The 22,253-nt window shown below is 58.0% G+C and carries 18 protein-coding genes; 11 read left to right on the top strand and 7 right to left on the bottom strand.

From position 1 onward, the window contains the following. Positions 1–340: 340 nt before the first annotated feature. From DFR49_RS02350 to DFR49_RS02360, 3 genes are all read right to left on the bottom strand, one after another. A complete protein-coding gene (locus DFR49_RS02350; RefSeq protein WP_004211644.1) occupies positions 341–1,522 on the bottom strand; it encodes a Fic family protein in 1,182 nt (393 codons plus the stop codon). Positions 1,523–1,741: 219 nt separating this feature from the next. Further along, a complete protein-coding gene (locus tag DFR49_RS02355) occupies positions 1,742–2,326 on the bottom strand; it encodes an OmpH/Skp family outer membrane protein (RefSeq protein ID WP_004211643.1) in 585 nt (194 codons plus the stop codon). 2 nt (positions 2,327–2,328) lie between these two features. Further along, positions 2,329–3,114, bottom strand: coding sequence for a SapC family protein (locus DFR49_RS02360; RefSeq protein WP_004211642.1), 786 nt, complete (start codon positions 3,112–3,114; stop codon positions 2,329–2,331). Between the two features lie 233 nt (positions 3,115–3,347). On the opposite strand from DFR49_RS02360, the gene DFR49_RS02365 reads away from it, so the two are divergent. The 10 genes from DFR49_RS02365 (at position 3,348) to DFR49_RS02405 (ending at position 15,895) form a co-directional block, all read left to right on the top strand. Continuing rightward, on the top strand, positions 3,348–4,901 hold the full coding sequence (locus tag DFR49_RS02365) for a capsular polysaccharide export protein, LipB/KpsS family (protein WP_037491267.1): 1,554 nt from the start codon (positions 3,348–3,350) through the stop codon (positions 4,899–4,901). Next, on the top strand, positions 4,898–6,136 hold the full coding sequence (locus DFR49_RS02370; RefSeq protein ID WP_004211640.1) for a capsule biosynthesis protein: 1,239 nt from the start codon (positions 4,898–4,900) through the stop codon (positions 6,134–6,136). Before DFR49_RS02365 ends, DFR49_RS02370 begins: the two co-directional genes overlap by 4 nt. After that, positions 6,133–7,404 (top strand): glycosyltransferase family 4 protein, encoded by a 1,272-nt coding sequence (locus DFR49_RS02375; RefSeq protein ID WP_004211639.1) that lies wholly within the window; start codon positions 6,133–6,135, stop codon positions 7,402–7,404. Before DFR49_RS02370 ends, DFR49_RS02375 begins: the two co-directional genes overlap by 4 nt. After that, on the top strand, positions 7,398–8,213 hold the full coding sequence (locus tag DFR49_RS02380; protein WP_004211638.1) for an ABC transporter permease: 816 nt from the start codon (positions 7,398–7,400) through the stop codon (positions 8,211–8,213). The genes DFR49_RS02375 and DFR49_RS02380 overlap by 7 nt, the downstream gene beginning before the upstream one ends. A gap of 5 nt (positions 8,214–8,218) precedes the next feature. Continuing rightward, positions 8,219–9,493 carry a KpsE/RkpR family capsule polysaccharide export protein gene (locus DFR49_RS02385; protein ID WP_004211637.1) on the top strand — a complete coding sequence of 425 codons (1,275 nt, stop codon included), beginning with the start codon at positions 8,219–8,221 and terminating at the stop codon, positions 9,491–9,493. 12 nt (positions 9,494–9,505) lie between these two features. After that, on the top strand, positions 9,506–11,986 hold the full coding sequence (locus tag DFR49_RS02390; RefSeq protein ID WP_004211636.1) for a glycosyltransferase family 4 protein: 2,481 nt from the start codon (positions 9,506–9,508) through the stop codon (positions 11,984–11,986). Between the two features lie 54 nt (positions 11,987–12,040). Continuing rightward, positions 12,041–13,147, top strand: a complete 1,107-nt coding sequence (locus DFR49_RS02395) for an FkbM family methyltransferase (protein WP_147373612.1) — start codon at positions 12,041–12,043, stop codon at positions 13,145–13,147. A gap of 110 nt (positions 13,148–13,257) precedes the next feature. Further along, the gene (locus DFR49_RS02400) at positions 13,258–13,971 is read left to right on the top strand and encodes a class I SAM-dependent methyltransferase (protein ID WP_004211634.1); all 714 of its coding nucleotides are present in this window, start codon (positions 13,258–13,260) and stop codon (positions 13,969–13,971) included. 59 nt (positions 13,972–14,030) lie between these two features. Next, entirely contained in the window at positions 14,031–15,011 is a 981-nt protein-coding gene (locus DFR49_RS21575; RefSeq protein WP_147373613.1) for a hypothetical protein, read from the top strand. Next, on the top strand, positions 15,008–15,895 hold the full coding sequence (locus DFR49_RS02405) for a class I SAM-dependent methyltransferase (protein WP_004211632.1): 888 nt from the start codon (positions 15,008–15,010) through the stop codon (positions 15,893–15,895). The genes DFR49_RS21575 and DFR49_RS02405 overlap by 4 nt, the downstream gene beginning before the upstream one ends. A 57-nt stretch (positions 15,896–15,952) precedes the next feature. On the opposite strand, the gene DFR49_RS22155 is transcribed toward DFR49_RS02405, so the two are convergent. Genes DFR49_RS22155 through DFR49_RS02425 form a run of 4 tightly spaced genes read right to left on the bottom strand, consistent with a single transcriptional unit; the run spans position 15,953 to position 21,418 of the window. Next, positions 15,953–17,698: a methyltransferase domain-containing protein gene (locus tag DFR49_RS22155; RefSeq protein WP_004211631.1), complete on the bottom strand. Its 1,746-nt coding sequence runs from the start codon at positions 17,696–17,698 to the stop codon at positions 15,953–15,955. Next, positions 17,695–18,792: a polysaccharide biosynthesis/export family protein gene (locus DFR49_RS02415; RefSeq protein WP_169331142.1), complete on the bottom strand. Its 1,098-nt coding sequence runs from the start codon at positions 18,790–18,792 to the stop codon at positions 17,695–17,697. Before DFR49_RS02415 ends, DFR49_RS22155 begins: the two co-directional genes overlap by 4 nt. Positions 18,793–18,833: 41 nt before the next feature. Further along, entirely contained in the window at positions 18,834–20,195 is a 1,362-nt protein-coding gene (locus DFR49_RS02420) for a glycosyltransferase family 4 protein (RefSeq protein ID WP_004211627.1), read from the bottom strand. Next, the gene (locus DFR49_RS02425; protein WP_080604516.1) at positions 20,192–21,418 is read right to left on the bottom strand and encodes a glycosyltransferase; all 1,227 of its coding nucleotides are present in this window, start codon (positions 21,416–21,418) and stop codon (positions 20,192–20,194) included. The genes DFR49_RS02420 and DFR49_RS02425 overlap by 4 nt, the downstream gene beginning before the upstream one ends. A gap of 137 nt (positions 21,419–21,555) precedes the next feature. Here DFR49_RS02425 and DFR49_RS02430 point away from each other — a divergent pair, with 137 nt between their 5' ends. Continuing rightward, positions 21,556–22,218 (top strand): ABC transporter ATP-binding protein, encoded by a 663-nt coding sequence (locus DFR49_RS02430; RefSeq protein ID WP_037492149.1) that lies wholly within the window; start codon positions 21,556–21,558, stop codon positions 22,216–22,218. Positions 22,219–22,253 lie beyond the last annotated feature (35 nt).

Consider the following 22,253-nt stretch of genomic DNA (forward strand, 5'->3'; position numbering starts at 1 on the left):
CAAGGCGATTCACTCGACCAATCCGCGCTGACCTAGTGTGCGTGGTCGAAGCGCTATGTCCATTTTTGTCGCTGGATCAATTCGACTGAGAGCAGCCTGGGTTAAGTCTTGCTCACTCCAGTTGACCGAATCATGGCCCTGCATGAGCTGTTGCCTTGTTCGAACGTATGTCTCGGCGTCTTGCAGACGCCCCAAAGGCCCCGGAAACGCAGGAGCGATTGAAGCGCTTCGCCTTTCTCGCGCTGTCAGTATTGCCTGTTGTCCGGAAGGAACCCATCGACCGTGCAGCATAGATGTATCTACACTGTTGATACGGCCATCTGCTCAGCAGGCCATATGTTTAGGCGGCCGTGGGGAGCGGGTCGGTCCCCTCGCTCAAGATGGCGAGATATCGTCGGTAGCTGAACACGCGCCCTCGTTTGCGCCCTGTGATTTCCTCGACGATACCAAATCGCTCCAGATCGACGAGCGCAGCATTGACCGTGGGCGCTGAGAGACCTGTTTTTTGAACAAGCTGATTGGCCGTCAGGAACGGGTTTTGCTGAAACAGATCGTGGATACGCAGCGCGGAGCCTGCCCGGTCACTGTCTGTCGTAATCCGCTCGCGGTCTTCCTTGAACAGATCGACGATCCGCGTGGCTGCATCGAACGCCTGATTAGCCGTATCCGCAACGCCGGTGAGAAAGAAGTCGAGCCAGGCTTCCCATGCCCCGTGCTCGCGCACTTCCTGAAGCAGGCGGTAATAGTCGGCGCGATGCGTTTTAAGGTAGAGGCTCAGATAGAGCAGCGGCTTGCGCAGCACACCGTTGACGCAGAGGTACAGCGTCACCAACAAGCGACCGATCCTGCCATTGCCATCAAGGAACGGGTGGATGGTCTCGAATTGGACGTGCAGCAGCCCGGCCTTGATCAGGGCGGGCAGACGCGAACCGTCCTCGTGCATGAAGCGCTCAAGCGCATCGAGACATGCATCCATCTCTGTCGGCGGTGGCGGCACGAATAGTGCGTTGCGTGGACGTGAACCACCGATCCAGTTCTGAGACCGCCGAAACTCGCCGGGATTTTTCGTGCCGCCGCGCCCGCTTTGCAACAGTCGCTCATGCATCTCGCGGATCAGACGTAGTGACAGCGGCAGGTTTTCGAGACGCTCCAGCCCATACATCATCGCATCGACATAGTTCGACACTTCACGAATGTCGTCGATCGGCTGGCCAGCCTGCGCCTCGGTTTCGAAGCGGAGCAGGTCCGAAAGAGTCGATTGTGTGCCCTCTATCTGGGATGAAAGGACGGCTTCCTTCCGCACGTACATATAGAGGAACAGTTCTTGGCGCGGCAGCAGCATAGTGATGCCGTCCAGGCGCCCCAAGGCACGTTCCGCCAGACTTAGCCGCTCCAGAAGGGCCAGCACATCAATCGGCGGCTGCGGCGGTAGCGGGGGTGGTACGAAGCCGCGCACGATCTCGCCCGCAACGGGGGTCTCGACAAAGCGGCCTAGCCGGATATTGGATGCTGATTCGGACATGCCCCACTATGCGGGAGCAGCCTTATTTAAGCAATGAGCCATTGGCTTAAATAGCGTCTCAACTAAGATAAGCGCACTTAAATAACCGTCGACACCATCATTCTGAGGGATACGCCCTCCGCGGACGACGGTAGCCACGAATTCGTGTAGCCGCCGTCTCATATGCGAGAGCTGTCATCACCACCGGCGATCGACTGTGCGGGAATGCAAGACAGCATCCTATGGCTGCTGTTGTTCGGGCAACCGCTCACGATCGAAATTGAAGCTTTGAAGCTTTGCATCAAGCCCCTTCACGACATCGGCAGTAAGGTCGTTAGCAAAATTGCCGCCCAGCGATGCGTTCCGATCGAGCAGCAGCCCGCATTTCCTACTCGTATAGGCTTGCGCGATGACCGGCTGCACCTCGGTTGAAATGCGTTCCATGGCCTTGGCCCGCGTTGCGTCAATTTCACGGCTGTTGTGGGCCGCCTTGCGCTGAAGAGCCGTCCAGCGGGTAGCGAGTCCGTCACGCTTTTGTTTGGTCTGCGCGTTGTCCGGCTGACCTTCCAGCGATTTTACCTCGGCCTCCAATGGGGTGCGTTGCTGGTCGATTTCGGCCTGTGCCGTTCGTGTCAATTCGGCCAAGCGCGTGGTGGCCGCTTTCGCCACAGCCGCGTTCGCGAAGATCGCTTCGCGTGACAAGAGACAAATGCCGGGGATCACAGGTCCACCGAGGCCTTGCGCAGGCGTCGGTGTTTGCGCCGCGAGAGATACAGGAGCCGCACCGGCGGCAAGGAAAGCGAGAATCGTGGAAAACCGAGACATTGTCAGTCCTTCTCATGAATTTGAAGGGCATCGCCAACGACCGCCGGCGCCCCCTCTTTTGGTTCTGGAGTTTTGCGCGACAAAAGCTCAGGGAATAGGTCGATCGAAGTAAGATGCAGGGTGATGAGCCCCAACCACCCACGAGCATTCCACTCTGCCAACGTTGGCCCATCGAGCGCTGAAAAGCGCTCAGCGTCCACCACCTTGAAGCCGTCACGCGCAATATTACGCCCATCGGGCAGAACAATCCCGACCTGCCGCTCTACGAGCAAATCACGGCCATCGAGCGCTCGCATGAACGCCACGGTGGCTTCGACTTCGCCGCGGAATGCCTCGCAGAAGGCCAGCGCACGCTCCGTCATCATCGCCGGCCGACCATTTTCGAAAAGGGGCTGACCTTCGTCTTCGACGAGACCGTCACATTCAAAATCGATACCCAGGATGTAACGGTCAGTCTCTTCAATCCGAAGGAAACCGAACGGATATCGGCGTGCGTAGGCGGGAATATAGATTCCTTCCGCCCAATTCCCTTCGTTAAGGAATGCGTTGCGACCATCGAGCCCTAGAATTGCGTGTGGGGTGCCATCGGCGCTGGCGAAGACTATGGGATAGTGCCGCGCCGCTCGCCCGAACTCGCTGACCACAATGGGAATAGAGGGTGTTTCAGCGGTGAAGGAATAGTCACCTTCCTTGAGCCGCAACCCCGAATGGAGGGTCACGTCAAGCGGCCGCAGGGAACGGTAGAACAGCGGCTGGGTCGGCTGGGGGCTCGTTTCGGGTGCGGCCATGGCTGGTCTCTCGATTCGCTCTGCGCAGTCAGCGAAGATCCACTGGCTGTTGGCAGCGTTCCTAACGGGGCAATCGCGCACTAACTATTGTGGACTCCCGCAATTTAACCGGCACCCATTTTCGACGATACTCCGCCCAGCGCATTCGGGAGTGCGCATCAGGCAGGGTGGACAGTGCAATTCTGATCAGCGAGCGCATTGCGGGTTTCGGGCAAAACCGAAGATGGGGCGGCATGTTAGCCAGTCGCCGGCCGGTGCTGCGCGCACCTCCTTTCCCTGGCTCCAAGCCAGTTGGACGGCCGGCACTGCGGAAGCCCGGCCAACTGACCGCATCATATTCACATACCATCGATATTAATGAGATTTCCGCACAAATTGCCAAGGCGCGGGTGGGTGGAGATTTCTGGCAGCCGTCCCCATCACGGCCAACCAATCCACGGCCGTCAGTCGCAATGGAACGGCCCTCTCTCACCTTCGATCCATGGCCAATGATTGAAGAGAGCCAGCCAATCATTGCCGCCAGCGGCACCGAGATGGCGTTGCTTGCCGCCGCCGCTGGATGCGCAGTGCTGCGCCCAGGAGACCGTCGGCCATACCCGCGCGACAATCTGTTGGGCAACCTCCTCCATCGCCTTGTTGCGTTCGACTATTTCGATCCGTGGAATGGGCAGCCGATCTCGATTGCTGCGTGGATAGACATTCTCGCAGAGTGGCGGCGCACGATCGATCGAAATCGTGAGATTGCCGTAGTGTGCGGCATTGCGGCTTGGAAGCGCTCTGCCCTGGCTACACATCTTTGGTCCGGCAAGGCGCCGACATTTACAAAGACACCTCCGGAAGGACCCTCCCCGCCTGGAAAAAATGTCGCCGTCTGGCCGTCCCGTGTTTCTCCAGCGGACCGCGACCGGGTTCGCGCCGACGATGGCCTGATCGTCCAGATCGAAGACGGTTTTATCCGTTCCGCCGGACTTGGCTCACGGTTGGTTCCTCCTTGTTCCATCGTGGTCGATTGGTCGGGTATCTACTACGATCCTCGTGAGACGAGCGACCTCGAAACCCTCCTTTCCAGCGCCGAGCTCGGAGCGGATTTGTGCCGTCGCGCGGCAAACCTCATCCAATTTCTCTCGCGCCATGGAATTACAAAATATGGTAGCGAGCGTGGCACCTTGCTCAGCCTGTCTGACAGGAGGCGCAAAGTGCTCGTTGCCGGGCAAGTGGCCGACGATCGAAGTGTTCGGCTGGGCCGCGCGGATGTCACGAATTCGCTCGACTTGTTGCGACGTGTTCGCGAGATCGAAACTGACGCCTACATCATCTTCAAACCGCACCCTGATGTGGTTGCTGGCCTACGCCCAGGGCACGTTCCCGTGAGTGAGGCCGCGCGCTATGTCGACCTCGTCCTGCCGGACGCGTCGATCGATGATTTGCTCAACAACGTGGACGCCGTTCATGTCCTGACGTCACTGACAGGCTTTGAAGCTTTGCTCCGCGGTCGCGAGGTGATCACACACGGGCAGCCCTTTTACGCCGGGTGGGGCCTCACACGCGATCTTGCTGAACCCATCGCCCGCCGCAACCGTGTTCTGACACTCGAGCAGCTCGTTGCCGCGACCCTCATTCTTTACCCGCGATATTTTGATCCAGTGACCGGCTTGCCATGCCCGCCCGAAGTTCTCTCCCAGCGCTTTTCGGTCGGCTCGATGCCCAAACCCGGCTTCCTTCAGGTGTTTCGTTCGATTCAGGGCCGATTGAACCTCGTTCGACGCAAGCAGGCCATGCTCCAATGACGCAACGGTCTTTCCTTTTCCTTCAGGGGCCGCCTGGCCCGTTCTTCAGGCAACTCGCGTCTGGTTTGCGCGCGCGTGGACACCATTGCCACCGCATCAACCTGAACGGTGGCGACTGGTTCGATTGGCGAGGACCATCAGACAGTTTCCGAGGCACGCTGGATGACTGGTCAGGCTACCTTCACGAGGTGATCGAGCGCCATCAAGTGACGGACGTCATTCTGTTTGGGGACTGCCGCCAATATCATCTCAGCGCGCGAGTTTGCGCCATGAACCGCGAGGTCGCGGTTCATGTCTTTGAGGAAGGGTATATCCGTCCGGATTGGGTTACGCTCGAACGGGACGGCGTGAATGGCAATTCTAGCCTACCACGCGACCCGGACGCTTATATCTGCCTGGCGAGGCAGTTACCCCCTGTCCCCACTCACAATCATGTTGCACCAAATTTTCGACAGCGCGCAACCGAAGCCATGGCCTATTGCCTCGCTACCCTTCTGCTGGCGCCTCGTTTCCCGAACTACGTGTCGCACCGGCCTTATCCGATCCTATCAGAACTGCGCGGTTGGATTGCACGCATCATGGCGCGGCCGATAGCTCTTCGGCGCTCGGCAAAATCTTTGGCTGAACTCGGCTCACGCCGCTATTTTCTTCTGCCTCTTCAACTGGACTCCGACCATCAGATTCGCATCCATTCCCCGTTTTCGGGGATGGCGGTTGCGCTCGAAGCTATCGTCAGATCTTTCGCGGCACATGCAGCCAAGGACATCGTCCTGCTTGTGAAGGAACATCCGATCGACAACGGCCTTCATGCTTGGCGCAATATCGTTGTCGATTTGGCGCGGGCGCATGGAGTCGCCGATCGGGTACTCTTCATCGCAGATGGCGATCTCTACACGATTGTCGATCGGGCTTCCGGTGTAGTGACGGTCAACAGCACGACAGGCACATTGGCTCTTGCGTCCGGAATACCGGTCATCGTGCTTGGTAAGGCCATCTATGATCTGCCCGGTATAACCCATCAGCACTCGCTTGATGCGTTCTGGGTGAGGCCGACCGCTCCCTCCCCGGATGTCTATGAAGCCTTTCGCCGGGTCGTTGTCGCGCGATGCCTGCTATATGGGGGCTTCAGCAGCGCAAGAGCCCGCGCCTTGCTGCTCCCGGAGGCCATCACGCGCCTTGGTGGGATACAGGGGAGAACCCTGAGGGCCGCACCTTACGCGAAGGTGGCGGCATGAAGATGTTCAATGAAATACTGGACGGCGGTGGTGGATGCCCAATCCAAAACCTTGCGTTGCAGAGAGCCCGCCCCGAGCTGGTTCTTGACTTATCGCGCCTGATAGCTCGCGTGTTGCACCCTGCCCCAACCGGTGTCGATCGGGTCGAAATGGCATATGCACGCAATCTCATGGATCGTGCAGGCGACCGATTGCGTTTCTCCGCCATTCACCCATGCGGTGTCTACGGCCGGCTACGCGATGCAGATGTTCGGGCCTTCATCGACCACACGCTCAAGCGCTGGGAATTTGGTGGCGTCTACGAGGATCCTGCAGTGCGTTACCGCCACGCGATGCGCTGGCTCTGGCGCCTGAGGCCAAGGTCCGTTCCTGCAAAAACGAAGCCTCGCGTGTTGATCCAGCCCTCCCCCAATCATCTCGACCGGCAAGGTACGATCGCAGCCAAGGTTCGTAAGGAGCAGGCTCGGTATATTTGCCTCGTCCATGACCTCATACCCGTGAGCCATCCCGAATATGCACGGCCGGGAGGAAGTGCTCGCCATCAGCTTCGCCTTCAAACGATCGCAAGCGAAGCCCATGGCATTCTCGTTAACTCCCAAGCGACATTGCATGCCTGCCTGCGGCACGAAGGCATGGGAATTGGGGGCAAGCCGGTTCGGGTAGCACCACTCGGGATCGACGTGCCGTCACCGGCGGTGTCGCCGTGGCTGCCGCCGCGACCGTATTTTGTAATCCTCGGCACAATTGAGCCACGCAAGAACCACCTCCTCCTGCTCCTGGTGTGGCGCGACTTGTGTGAACGCCTCGGACCAGCGCAGACACCGCACCTTCTGATTGTCGGGCGCCGGGGCTGGGAAAATGAAAACGTCCTGGATTTGCTTGAGCGCTGCACTGTGCTGAACGGCGTCGTCCGAGAGCTCGACCGACTTCCCGACCAGGAACTGCGCAGCGTCCTCGCTGGAGCTCGAGCGCTCTTGATGCCCTCTTTCGCCGAGGGGTTTGGGCTGCCCATAGCAGAGGCATTGGCAACAGGTGTCCCGGTGATCGCCAGCGATCTAGCCTCCCATCGTGAAGCCGGCGGCGATGTGCCCGACTACCTTGACCCTCTCGATGGCGCGGCGTGGCGTCAAGCGGTGCTTGCGTATGCCGATTTGGCGAGCACGCGCAGACTAACCCAGATGGCACGGATCGCGACTTGGTCGCCCACGTCTTGGACATGTCATATCGACGCTGTGCTGGATCTCGCCGACGAGGTGGTGGCATGCTGAATGCGAGACCAAAGCCTCGATTCCGCTCCAAGACGCTGGACGGACTTGACGTGCAACGCCACGTGATCGGGGCGCTTCTCATTCGAGAACTCCACACACGCTATGGTCGCGACAACATTGGTTCGATGTGGATGTTTCTTGAGCCACTCCTGCTCGCAGTTGCGGTCGCGTTCCTACATGCAAGCAGCGGCAAAGGACATCCTGGCTCGGACATTCGCATCATTCCTTTCGCGCTCACTGGCTATACTGTGTTCATGATCTTTCGGTCGATCGTAACCCGGTCGGAATCTGCCCTCGAAGCGAACAGACCTTTGCTCTTTCATCGCATGGTCACTATCTTCGACTTGCTTTTCTCTCGTGCCTTGCTGGAACTGATCGCAACGTCCGGCGCGCTCGCGATACTTTTCAGCCTCGCCGTCGCGACTGGCCTGGCAGAACCAGTGGGGCGCCCTCTTCGGCTGATGGCAGCAATTGTGTTGCTTGCCTGGTTCGCATTCGCTCTCTCGATGGGAATTGCTGCCGGCGTTCATATCAGCAAAGCCTTCAGCAAGTTCGTTCATCCGGCGACATACATCGCAATGCCTTTGTCCGGCGCCTTCTTCCTTCTTGAGTGGATTCCTCTGCCCTACCGCGAATGGCTGAGTTGGTCACCGCTCAACCAGATCTTTGAGATGGTCCATAGCGGCGTCTTCAAGAGCTACGACAGCCCCTATTTCGATCCACTCTACATCATTGGCTGGTGCATGGCCTTGACGGTGTTTGGGTGCCTTCTCCTGCGCGTTCTCCGACGTCACCTCCACTTGAGTTGATGCATATGAAAAACCAATCATCGCCCGCACCAATTGCACCGTCTCCAGACCGAGAAGAAGACTCTCAGGCCCGTTCTGAGGCCTTGAGACCTCTGCTGCTTTCCTCTTTCCCGCCTACCGAGGACCGCGAACAACTTTTTGGGGAGGCTGCTGATGACAATGGTGTCTTCGATTACGATGAACCGCCACCTCAGAAAGGATGGAGGCGGTTCGTACACCCCTTCCTGCTCGTCGTTCTGCTACCCACGCTGGTGGTTGCAGGTTTCGAGTATCTAGTTGCCGCTGACCAGTATGAGTCCAGCGCTCAGTTCATTGTGCGCACACCGCAGCAGAACAATTCCGTAAACAGTCTCGGGCAGATGCTTGGTATCGGCGCGGGTAGCACGCCAGCAGATGTTCACAGTGTCGATGCCTATCTGCTGTCGCACGATGCGGTCAGCGCACTCGGCCGCGATCGTCTGGTTGCAATGTTCCGTCATACCGATTCTGATCCGGTAACGCGTCTCTGGTTCGCCGATCCCGAGCCTGAAACACTGCTCAAATATTATCGCGGCAAAGTGAATGTCACGACATCTTCCGAAACAGGTATCACGCTCCTCTCCGTGCGAGGCTTCCAACGGAACGATGCGAAAGCACTTGCGGATGATTTGCTCAAGCTTGGGGAACAGCGCGTCAATCTGCTGAACCAGCGCATGTTCGAGGCCGGATTGACGGCTGCAAGCCGGCAAGTCCGTGAAGCCGAAGGGGCGATCGACGAGGCCGACCGGCAGATGACGGAATTCCGTCAAGCCCGCAGGGACGCCGATCCAGAGCGAACCAGCAGCGCCGAAATCCAACTTGCGACGTCGCTTCAGGAGCGTGCGGCGCAAGCCCGTGCGCAGCTCGACGCCATGGCCGCAGTGCTTCCTTCGAGCGCGCCGCAATATTCCGCCACAGTACGAAGGGTCACGGCGCTTGAACGACAAGTTGCAGCTGTAAAAGGCAGGCTCGCTGGCTCCGAGGGTTCGGTCGCTGCGGGACTGGGTGAGTATGAGCAACTTCAGGTGCGCCAGCAACTCGCTGCGAAGCGTTTTGAGGCAGCCCAGGCGAGCTTTCAATCGGCGCGAGAGCAACTCGTCAAGCAACAGCTCTTCATCATCCCGGTCGTCAAACCTAATCTGCCAGGCAAGTCTCTCTATCCCGAGCGCCTCACGATCATCGCCATCGTCTTTTTCGGCCTCCTTTTCGCCTATGCGATTGGATGGCTGATCCTCTCCGGTTTCCGCGAACATGCCGAGTAACGGGTATTCTCCATGCTAACGCAACTCCTCAAATATCGAAAATCAGCCGGCGTCGCGGTGACACCGCGCGTCCACAAGGTGCTCCAAGCCGCAAACAGTGCTCGCGATGCTCGCGACTTCCTCAGGGCCGCGGGATTGTTCCGTGATGCGCTCGATCAGGATCCATCCTTGTCTCATGTCTGGGTGCAATATGGCCACATGCTGCGCGAGGCCGATGAATTCGTTACAGCTGAAAGCGCCTATAACGAAGCGCTCAAACGGGGATCTGTCAGCGATCCCCATCTGCACCTCGGGCACCTTTACAAGGTTCGTGGCCAGCTCAGCAAAGCCGCTCAAAGCTATCTTGCCGCAGCTCGTGCCGATCCCACAAATGGCGATGCCTTGGCCGAGCTTCACCGGCTCATGGCCTGCGGCATCGAAATCACCCCAGAGGACATCATGGCGATCACCGAGACCACAGCAGACGATATCCTAGAGATCGTTGATCCAATCACGCCCGCCGCTGCCCGGGTGCGTTCGGCAATTGATACGTTAGCCATGGTACTGCGCGAGAATGGCGCAGAGGAAGACGCTATTCGCTTCGAAGACACGCGAGAATTGCTTGAAACTCTGAGGCCGCAGACGGACGACGCGACCGAGAGCGGGAATGGAGAAGACACAGCAACCGCCATCGTTTTCGACATTTCCGATCTCATCTCATATTTTAACAATGCCCGGTTGCCGACCGGCATCCAGCGCGTGCAAATCGAGGTGATTTCAGCTGCGCTCCGCCAAGAGCGACGAACAGTGAAGATTTGCGCTTTCCTCGAACATCGAGATGAGTGGGTAGAAATCTCACCCGCCATGTTCCAGTTAGGCTGCCGACTCAGCTTGACGAGCGGCGATCTCAAAGCACCCGAATGGCTGGCCTTCCTTACGAAGCTACGCCTTGCGATGACCGTTTCTGATGCAATGGCTTTTCCGCGCGGCGCATTCCTTGTCAACCTTGGCACATCCTGGTGGTTGCAGAACTATTTTCTCTATGTACGGCAGGCCAAGACCGCATATGGCATTCGGTATGTGCCCTTCGTCCACGACCTTATCCCGGTCATGGCAAGCGAGCATTGCACACGGGAGCTAACACAGGACTTTATCAGTTGGGCACTCGGTGCGTTCGACCATGCAGATTTCTTCCTGGTGAACTCCGAGGCGACGAAGCGAGACCTTTTGCGAGTGGCCGCGCTGCTCGAACATGTTGTAGATGAACGAAATATCGTCGTAGTCCGCCTAGATGCCGACTTTCGCAAACCGACCACTACATCCCTGTCCGATCGAGAATTATCCAAGTGGGGCCTAGGGCGGTCGGAGTTCGTTCTGTTCGTCTCGACGATAGAATCCCGAAAAAATCATATCGGCGCGTTTGATGCTTGGATCAGTCTGCTTCGCAGTCACAGGCCGCGATCAGTGCCCAAGCTCGTTTGTGTCGGTAACAAAGGTTGGCTCAACGATGCGGTCTATGCGCGCCTCGCTTCACACGATGGGCTGCGTGACAAGGTTGTTATGTTATCAGGCTTGTCGGATGCCGAGCTCGACCTTTTATATCGTGCCTGCCTCTTTACCCTTTATCCAAGCAACTACGAAGGTTGGGGCTTGCCGGTCACGGAATCCTTGTGCCAGGGGAAGGTGCCTCTGCTTTCCGATGCGTCTTCTCTTCCGGAAGCGGGCGGTGCCTTCGCTCACTATTTCGAAGCGGGATCTACCCCGCGCCTCACAAAAGCGCTGGAGCAGCTGATCTTCGACGGCAGCTTCCGGACCGATAAGGAAGCATTGATCCGCAAGGACTTTCTTCCGCGGAGGTGGGGGGACATTGCCGCAGACATCGCGAATTCCATCACCGAACGGGCTATCGCTCTGCACCCGGGCGAAAACGCAGTGTGTTGTGCGCCGGTCGCAATACTCGGTGCCCACCATCCGATCGTAAGAAACTTTGAAACAAGGATTTGGCCGGGCATGCGTTCTGCCGAGATCTTCCGATCAGGTTCCGGTTGGTGGGGGCCCGATAACTGGGGATGTTGGACGAAAGCGCGAGGCGGTGCATTAAACATAGGGATCCCGGAGAACGTCGAAGGCCCTCTCCGCCTCTACCTGAGGCTGCATGGATTGCCGACTGGGAGCTGCGAGTGGCAAGCCTCGGTGACCGGCGGAAAAACAGAGCAAGGTGTCATCGATCCAGGTGCTTTCAAATGGGTATCGCTTACGATCGACTTAGTTCCACTCGATCGATGCCTGAATGTCACTGTTGAAGGCGAAGCGACGTTGGATCTGGCCACGGTCACCGGCGGGCTAGATCCGAGGATTGTCTCGGTCGGTGTGGCTGGTTTTTATTTATGTCACGCGGATGATGCAAAGGCACGTTCTCAGTTCCTGGAGGCGCTAGCGCTCGGGAATCTAGATGATCTGGCCTATAATCGTGAGCGGATAGGCAACGCAGCGGTCGCCCCATGCGAGGCATGAACCGCGAACTGGAGGTGAGCCGCGGAGCTGCAGTGGATTCGGACCGGCGGCATCGTGAAGCGCAAAGCGGGCAACGCCATGCCTGACCTTAGCCTGGAAAAAGTCAGCGAGGCTGGGCTGGTGAGCCTGTCCGAAGATGAAGACCGGATGCTTCGTCTAACTAAAATGTGGCGTGAAACCGTTGCCGACGACGCTGGCGAGATTAACCCAGCAACCCTTGCGACACTGGCCGATGTCTGGAACTGCTATCGGCTTCTCTTGAACCGGGTCCCTGATCCTATCGGAACACCGCATCATCTCGATGCGCTCCGGGATGGCATTTCGATCCATCAACTCGTCGAGCGCTTCGTGCTCGGCCACGAATTTCTGGCGCTTTATAGCCCTCCGGCCCCGCCGGGACCGCTGCTGATGGCAATCAACGGGATCGAACTGCATCTTCCCGCACCGCGGACGATTGCGGACGCGACAATGCGAGCAACAGGGTATTACAAGCCCCACCTGACCGGCGTCGTTTCCAGCATCCTGCAGCCAGCGATGTACGTTCTGGACGTGGGCGCCGGCGCAGGCCAATTTGCCGTGCGCGCGGCACGCAAGGTTGGGCCTGCCGGGCGCGTCGTGGCTCTTGAACCACATCCCGGCTCGTTGCGTTCACTTTTGGCGAACATTCTGACGCACACGCCTAATAATGTCGACGCTTTACCGTTTGGAGCAGCCGATGGAGACGGGTTCCTCACGCTCATCGACGAAGATAGCGCGTCAACATCTCGCGATGTGGTGCACTCCGATCTGACATCCGGTGACAATAGCATGGTTGTCTATGCACGCACGATCGATTCACTCATCCCGATCGACAAGCGCGTCGATGTTATCAAGATCGACCTAGACGGGTTCGACCACCGAGCTCTTCATGGTGCCTCGAAGACTCTATCGAGATGCCGGCCACATCTGCTGGCGGCATATGCGCCGAAATTGCTGACGAAACATTCGAACATTGCTCCTTCCGACTACCTGCTCGGACTTCGTCAGCTCGGATATTCAAGCTTCGTTGCGATCCCTGATAGTGAACCACCGATCGACTGCGGGCAAGACATCACGGCACTCGCATGCCTGCCGGACAAGCTTAAGTCCGAGAAGGTAGATTTTTATGCCTGGACCGAATGAAGCTATCTTGATGGCGGCGGATATCCGCCGACCCATCGCATCGTGCTGTTCAGAATCCTCCGCTGTTCTGCATGGGGTACGGCACAATATCGTTGGCGAGAGAAAATGACATGAAAGACACCGACTCAGATTGGGCAGAAATTGCGGCCACGGAGCCTTATTTCGGCGTCCTCACCGACCCGGCCTATCTACGCGGCAACATCAACGACGAAGCCTTGGAACGCTTTTGGGAAAGTGGTCGCCGGGATCTTCAATGGCAGCTTGAGATACTTCAAACACAATATGGTGCATTCAAACCCAGGAACGCGCTCGATTTCGGATGCGGGGTTGGCCGCCTTACCCGCATGATGGCAACGGTCGCCGAGAAGGTCTACGGCGTCGACGTGGCGCCGGGTATGCTGGAGATCGCACGGAAGAACGCTTCTCAGAACACCATCTACACGGACCAGGTGCCGGACGTCGAGGTCGACTGGATCAATTCACTAATCGTGTTCCAGCACATTCATCCCAGCCGGGGCACTAAGATTATCGCGGACCTGGTGGCGAAGCTGAGCAGCGGAGGTGCCATAACCTTGCACGTCACGATTGGCCGTGAAATGGGTATTTGCCGGCCCCAGGAAGATGGCGCTGAGGTCCTGCGGTGGGATGGAGAGTTCTATAGGCCGCTGGTATTCACTCCGCCAGTTGGCGGAATGACAATGTACGATTACGATCTGGGCCAGGTGATGGTCATTCTGAACAAGGCGGGGATCCACCGCTTGACGGTTCAGCACACCAATCATGGTGGCCATTATGGCGTTATCCTGATCGGCAAAAAAGCATGAAAGCCGGGAGTCAGCCGGCACGACCTGTCCAGATCGATAGGCAAGACGGACATAGTCCATTGTGGCTTGGATTTCCTGATGTGGATCCGCTGGGACGTCCGGCGCTGGCCGTTTTTTCGAGCCTGGAACAATCGCTGGGCAACCGCCTTTTGATCGCTGACGAATGGCTCTCATCCGAACTGCCAATTGCGCGCGCCCGGCTCATCGAACGGGTACGCAACGGGCATCGCATCTTTTGCTTCGGGATTGGTGCAGGTGCGAGAGCCGCGTTGTTTTTCGGCAGCGTTTTGCGCGCTGAACGCGTGATAACATGGGCGCCGTCGGCGGCACCAGGTGCCGGACCATTGGATGCCGCAGCCGTCGCAATGGCTTACGACATTGCCTCCTCCCCACCGCCCCCTCACCTCACCTCCTCCGCGCTTACTGTCCATATAACGAGTTCTTCGGACACGGTTGACACCGACATCGCACTCGCTCGAAGTTTGCGGCCCGCAGTCGGGATCAGGCTCGATAGGATTGAGGGGATTCCATATTCCGCTCTTGAGCAAGCATTGGCGCAGACCAATTATCTCTCGAGGATGATCGAGGCGATTGACCATGGCCGGCCGCTTCCCAAACCTCATCATCTACAGCGGTCATGGCTTTCAGCGTTCGCGCATCAGATAGCACTCGATCCAGCGCTGTCGCCATCCGAAGAGGGAGGTTTTGCTTTGCGCGGTACGCTCCGCAATAGCTCGCCAAAGGCATTCTCGATCGAACGGTTCGAGCGAGACCTAATTCGAGTCGGTGCAAGAATCATCTCGCCCGGTGACGATCTTACACAACCCCGCAGTGCCCGCTTCTCTTTCGGCAGCGGCGCTCTCCAGGCCGACGCGACCCTGCCCTTTTGGTTAGAAGTACCTCGAGAAGCTGTTGCCCGCGGCTTTGAGGCCCGCGTGGCGCTCGTATGTGAAGGTCGCTTCTGGTTCGATGACCACCAGTTTCCAAACGCAACCTTGAGCGTTTCAGCCGATGTGCTCCAAAAATGGAGTGCGAAATGAGTGCAGCGCCCCGCCATTTCGAAATCGAGCAGGCTGGTGAAGCTTGGCGCCAGCTCAATAATCCCGGGTCGAGCCAGCAGATCAAGGAAGCTCGCTTCCAACTGCCGGCATGGTATCGGCACGATCTCGATCCTCTCGGGACCCCTTATCGCGATCAGCAGCTCGCCCTCTGGCGAGCCATTACTGGGCGATCAGATTATCAACCTGATCGTGATGAGGAAACGCCTGAGGTTGCCAGGCTCGATCCGATACGACGTCCAGGACTCTATTCGGCAAATGATGCTATGGTCGCCGGCGACCATCTCATGGCGATGGGACATATTCTCAAGATTAGCGGCCTCACGGCCCGTCAGCGTCCACGCATTCTGGAATATGGTGCTGGATTTGGGCAGATCGCACTCACCTTCGCTCGAATAGGCTTTAGCGTCGAGACCGTGGATATCAGTGCGCACTATTGCAATGCCGTGGCGGCCTCGTCGGAACACTACAAGGTCGATCTCACTCCCTATATAGGGACATTCGGCTATAATCCCGCAGGTCAATCGCACGCCTATGACCTCGTATTCTTTTACGAGAGCTTCCACCATTGTCTTGATTTTCAGTCATTGGTCCATCGTCTCGCGGAGCTTCTGAAACCAGGCGGAAAGGTTCTGCTCGCGGGCGAGCCCATTGTCACGAACGCGCCTGATATCATGCCGTACCCTTGGGGCATCCGCTTAGATGGCGAAAATATTGCGGTGACCCACGCCCGCGGTTGGATGGAACTAGGCTTTCAGGAGGAGTTTCTGGTACGTTTGTTTGAGACTGCAGGCTTTCGGTTCGCGAAGCACCCATGCGTCAATTCACACTATGCAACAGTGTACGAATTTGTGCGACCTGAATGAAAAGGGGGACGCTATAGGCGCCCCTCCTTATACCTCGATCAAAGCGGGAATTGGCGCTCATACGCGTGCATGGAAAACCATGCGGTTGGGATAATAGTGACGGTTTACAACCTCGACTTCTGAGAAGCCGACTTCCTTGCACATAGCAATCACCGCAGATTCGTTCGGCCCGAAATAGTTCGATGCATCGTTGTTAAGCGCGCCTCCGGGGTAGAAGATCATCGCCGGTCGATCGATATCAAGTCCATCGACCCAAGTTTCGATAACCGTGACCTCGCGGCATAACGACCGCATCTTTGCGAGATAGCCGAGGGGATCGCGCGCATGATAGAGCACACCTAGAAATAGCACATAGTCGAACGTACCGTGGATGGCCGAGTCCAGCTGCTCTACGCTGACATTCAGACGCTCAACCCGGGAGTTGAGTGCGGCATGAGCCAGGCGGAAACCGCCGCCATCCTGGATATCCTCGCCATCCCAACAATAGGAGTCACTAGCGACCACGCGAGCCGCGCCACGCCTCTCGCACTCGAAGGAAAAGAATCCGTCCCATGCGCCAACATCGAGGACTGTTTTGCCGGACAGATCATCCGGCAGCACGAGCGCAGGCAGCTTGAAAGGTGTGTCGTCCATGCCCGGCGTGATGACGCCGTTGCCAAGATCGATGCGATGAAACCACTGTCGATTTTGAATAGAGTGCTCAAGATCGTCATTTGTCAAAGTCTGTTCCACGTGATCATCCTTCTCATTTGTCAGTCGCCTCGTCTCCGAGGCTGATGCTCGCCCTGCGTCGAAATCGGAGTTTTTGCGCGCAAAATAGAGGTAGGAAAGGCCGTGTATGCCGATGCTTGCATCCGGCACCACCTCCAGGACCTGCATGCCTTCGGTTGCAAGCAGGTTCAGAACTGCATGCTGAGGCACAGCGTGCAGTTCACCTGTGAGTGTTTGGCCCTTCCCCGCAAGATATTCGACAGCGTCAAAGCTGTAATCATGCAAAAATGTCGGAATCTGAAAGACCGCAATTCCGCCAGGCTTAAGACAACTGACAGCATGCCGCACGATATCGATTGCAACCGGCGGCGGCGCATATTGAAGCCCACCGATCGAGTAGAACAAGTCAGCGATATCGGCATGCTCGCGGAAGTCGGCAATTGGATGGAAATTCGCTGAGGAATGGCCGCTCTCAAGCTGAGTCTGGTTGGCGCCTGCCAGGTCCGTGGTAAGCAGCTCGAAGCCGATCAATCTGGCGTCGATATCCTCCGTTCCCTGCAATAGGCGAAAGCTTTCCGGGCCTAGCGCCGTAATGGTGAGGCCCTGCACCGCTTCCCAACCAAAGCGGGAGAGAGCTTTGGTCAAGTGCTGCAGTTCAGACCGCCCCGCTTCGAGGGTGTGGGCGCGGTTCCACCGTCCGCTTCTGCCCGAAAACCTGGCGGTATTGCGACGCAATTCCTCCCTGTAAGACCCAAGTCCGCGTATACGCCATGCTTCCAGTGTGATTTGGTAAAGTTGATCAAGTTGTTCGTGAGAGGTTTCAAGGGTGAGGATATCAGACTCTTGATATCGTTGGGCCGTTTCCATCGAAGCCACCAAGCGGCGGTTCTGGGCTTCCTGACATGACCAAATCGTTTCGATCAGGTTCCACAGGTCAGGCGATTTCGAGATATGGAAACCAGCGATGGCCGCGCCTTCAAGCTCCCGTCCAAGAAACATTCTATAGCCCCGTGCCACATCCAGAAGTGTCGGCCGCCGCAGGTTCTGGGAAGGCGTTCCCGAGGGTTCGATCGCACCTTGATCCATGTTCATTGGGTCACGACCTTTGCAGTATAGAAGGGCGAGAAGAAGAGATTGAGGATTTGCATTGCCTTTGTGGGGATGTTGGCTCCCGCGTTGCCGACATAGACCACGTCGCGCGGATGCATCTCGAAGCGCTGAGTCAGAAAATAGGCCATTGGATCGCGCATATTCACGCGATAGGCGACCGGGACGGCGCCCTCCGCCGGGGAGCCATCGAGATTAGCTGGCTCATAGCGAAAAACGAACACCGCGCGCGGGTCCGCCTGGTTCTCATTGGGGCCTGCCCCTCGGCCCAAGGCCTCGGCAAGCGATACGCGCATGTTCTGGAAAGGCACCTCCGCAGGCTTTCCCGCAGCGCCTAGCAGGGTGTACGTGCGAGGACGAAATGTGATTGACAATCGATCTTGTGGCAGGAGTTGCAGATCGTCGATCGATCCTGGTTCGATCGCGCTCAGCGGCCCTTCTGCGCTGCGGTCGCCACGGCTGATGTTTACCAGGGAATCCGCAGTGGGGTTAGCAAGGCCACCGGCGATAGCGATCGCGTCCAGAACGCGTTCACGCGCAAGTGTGAGAGGCAACCGTCCGGGCTTCTTCACGTCGCCTTGCACCACAACCGTATTGTTCACATTCTCTCGAATTGCGACCATCACCTGAGGGTTTTCCGAGTTTGCACGGTAGCGCCCGGTAAGGGTCATACCAAGTTCGTCCGGGGTCGATCCTGCTGCCTGAATGCGGCCGACCCATGGGAGCGTGATTGAGCCGTCGCGCCCGACGACTACGGGAGGCAGAGTTTCCCCCGAGCCAGTTGCCGGAGCGGCAGGATCAAGCGTGGCACCCCTGCCACCGAAAAGCGCGGCGCCGACTTCGAAAATCGATATCTGAAGAATGTCGCCGGGACCAATCCTATCGACATCCCCAGGTTGAGCCAGAACGGAGAGGCGCCCTCGACCGCTCGACGGCGCTGCTTCCAACTCCGCGACGACGGCCTCATCGAGTTCAACGAGTTCGAATTTTCCGAGATCACGCTGTGCACGTACGATCTCAACACCGGTCGGCCCGCTGGTTGGGAGCGACGCGCAGCCAGCCAGCAAAGCGGGCAGCAAGCATATTCCCGTCCGGAAGGCGAAGGAATTTCGGGGAGACATTACAGAGCTCCGGATAAGGCAAAGGGAGTGCGGTGCTCGCCTTCCAGCAACTGCAAATGAAGCTGGTTTAGAGCGTACTGATAGGGTCCGAGCGCGTAGTTTTCGGCGCGCTCATTTCCGGCAGCGATAAGTCGTGCTCGCAATTCGGCGTCGGTATCCAGCCGCGCCATGGCAGCACTGATTGCGCTTACGTCATAGGGATCAACCAGCAGAGCAGCGCCGCCGGTGATCTCAGGCAGGGCCCCGGCATCGCCCGCAATCACCGGGACCCCGGCGCGCATTGCCTCTATCGTTGGCAAGCCAAAGCCCTCGTAGAGCGAGGGGAACACCAACCCCCGTGCTCCGCGCAACAGCAAAGCGAGATGATCTGCCGGCAGATAGTCGATCCTGCGGATCTGGCTGGCACGAGATAGTGTCTTGCCGTGGGCGCCTTGAAGCAGTCGCAGTTCGCCTTCGGACTGCCATGCGGTGGGGCCTGCAATGATGAGCGGCCTATCTATGCCGGAGCCCAAATAGGCTTCGATCAGCCGGCCAACATTTTTTTTGGGCTCAGTGGCTCCGTAGAACAGGAAATAGCCCTGCGGTTCGAGATCGAATAGAGCGTGCAGGCGCCTCGCCTCGACCTCAGGTTCGCCCGCTGGCGTTTGCATGTCCGGCACCGCCTGATGGATGGTGGTTACATGGTTGGATGCAAAGCCGAGTTGCTCCATGATATCGCCACGCGACACATCTGATACGGTCAGGATATGTTCTGCGGCGCTTGCGCAGGCCTGCAGCAGCCGCTCATGATAGGCCTTGTTCTCCAGGCTCAAGTAAGGAAGCCTCAGCGGAACAAGGTCATGAATGGTGTAGATGTTGCGCGCACCAACGAGCCGGACTGGTACAGGGTAGGTCCAGTGCATGATGGCGGGTGGTTCCGGCATCCGGACTGGCAACAATCGTCCGTAGCGTAACAGATAGCGGCGCCCGATCCAGAAAAGACGATTGAGTGTGAACAGACGGTCAAAAGCTGGAACGCGAGCGCCGACGCCTTCGCGCACGACCCGGCCCGATACGGGCACTTCGACGAGATCACGTGCCCCAGGTCCCATGGCGAGACGACGAACGCGCCCCCAAGGTGTAATTTTTGCAGGCGGTTCTTCGCCCGATCGGCCTTGGGCCAGCGCGGCGAAGAAGAGGGTTTCTCGCTGGTGCAACGCACTTTTGGGGCTGACATCCAGCCCGTAAACGAGATCGATACGTCGACCCATGCCCTGGAGGGCTTCGGCCAGCGTTCGAGCATAGGTTGCAACACCAGTTCCTTGGGGCAATGCCAAGTTGAAGCCATCGATTCCGATGCGAAGGTCTGGCGGCAGGCTCATGACACTAATGTGCCTTCTTCGTTTTGCGCGAGGGCACGCGCATATAGAGCCCGCAGCCTTCGCGCGTAGCGCTCCGGTGTAAAGTTGCGCGCGCGTGCGAAGCCTTCCGTCCGAAGGCGCGCGCATAGGGCGTCGTCCTGATCGAGCCTGACTATCGCCGCTGAAATTGCGGGTATTCGGTCGGGTTCTACCAGCAGAGCTGCACCGCCCGCGACTTCGGCCGTTGCTCCCCGCGAGTTGGTCAAGACCGGGCAGCCCAATGTCATTGCTTCTGCGATCGGAAGGCCAAAACCCTCCGCGAGCGTAGGGAAAAGCAGCGCCCGGGCCCGACGGATCAAACCAAGCAAGTCAGGGCGTGGCAGGTAGTCAAGCCGGCGAACCGTCGGATGTGACCTCAGTGCCTCCTCAAGCGCTTCTTCGCCGGGAACACGAGGCCCGACAACCAACAGAGGCAGCGATGACTTGCTGAGGGCGTGAGCCTCGGCAAGGGCTATCAAATTCTTTCGGCTCTCGACCCTACCACAGAAAAGGAAATAGCGTCCGCTTTTGATGCCTTTTGGCAAGGGCGGATCAGCCTGGAGCGGCGCATCGACCGCTTGCCACGTGCTAACGACGCGATCGGATGAGACGCCTAGTTGTTCGACTATCTCGGAGCGCATCGCCTCCGTCACTGTGACGAGCAGATCGGCGCGTTCAAGGATCGCATCGAGAATACGCGCATGGCGCCCCTGCGGGATGGGCGTCAAATCCGGATGCGTGAGCGGTATAAGATCATGAATTGTATAGAGGTTGCGCGCGCCGATGACATGGAGAGGAACTGGATAGGTCCAATGCATCACAACCGGTGGGTTTTTGAAGGCCACAGGCAAAGTTCGGCCATGTATATTGAAGAAAACCTGAGCCTCGCGGAAAAGGTCCGGAACGGCTGGAACATTGGGCGCGTTGTCGGGCGCTTGCGCCATTCTTGGCGCTCGCCGAGCTGCCGCGAGCCACCGGAGTGCGCGCGAACGTGGCCGATTGCTATCGCCATCACCCAGGATCAAAGGTTCAGCGCCCGCCTCGTGCAAGCATTGGTTCAGCGTCCGGGCGTAATTGGTGACGCCTGTCCCCTCTCCGTCCTTGAGCATCCGACCTTCGATGCAAACCTGGACAGGCACGCCTCCATTAAGATCTTCAACACGGTAAACATAAGTCGGATCATACAGGCGAGATATTCGCTCCATATTACTGAGAGATTGAGTCAATTCACCTCTCCGGTAACTCTATACTTTTCATATACTACATACAGAAATGACAATGCTTGCAAGATGATCAGAGATCGGGCATGGAAGCGTCGCTTATTCTGTATGGGGCCTGTGACATGATCCGTTTCTCGAATGTCGGCATGACCTATCACGCGCGCAATTTGCGCAAGACGGTTCTTCACGACGCCAGCTTCGTGATTCAGCGGGGCGAATCGATTGGTGTGTGCGGCGCCAACGGAGCCGGAAAGTCGACGCTTCTGCGATTGTTCGCGGGCGTCGAGTATCCCACATCGGGTAGAATCACTCGCAGGATGAGCGTATCGTGGCCCATCGGCTATTCCAGCGCTTTCCAGTCCAGCCTTACGGGGGCTGACAATGCGCGCTTTATCGCGCGCATCTATCGCCGTCCGGCGGCACCGCTGCTTGCCTATGTCGAAGATTTTGCCCAGCTGGGGGCTTATCTGCATCAACCTGTGCGAACATATTCGTCCGGCATGCAGGCACGGCTCGCTTTTGCGATCAGCCTCGCGATCCGCTTCGACTGCTATCTCGTCGACGAGGTTACGGCCGTGGGCGACGAGCGCTTTCGCCAGAGATCGCAGGAAGCGTTGGCAAGCCGCGGCCGAGAAGGGACACTCATCATGGTCTCTCATGCGCCGGAAACGTTGCGCGCTTATTGCCAGCGCGGAGCGGTCCTCGCCAACAACAGGCTGTCCTTTTACGACACGATCGACGAAGCGCTGGCCGTTCACGCTTGGAATCAGCGACGATCGGCGTGACGTCTGGCGTCCTCGCCAGGAATAATCGATCTGCC

It is taken from the genome of Hephaestia caeni, from assembly GCF_003550065.1.
GTDB lineage: Bacteria > Pseudomonadota > Alphaproteobacteria > Sphingomonadales > Sphingomonadaceae > Sphingomonas > Sphingomonas caeni_A.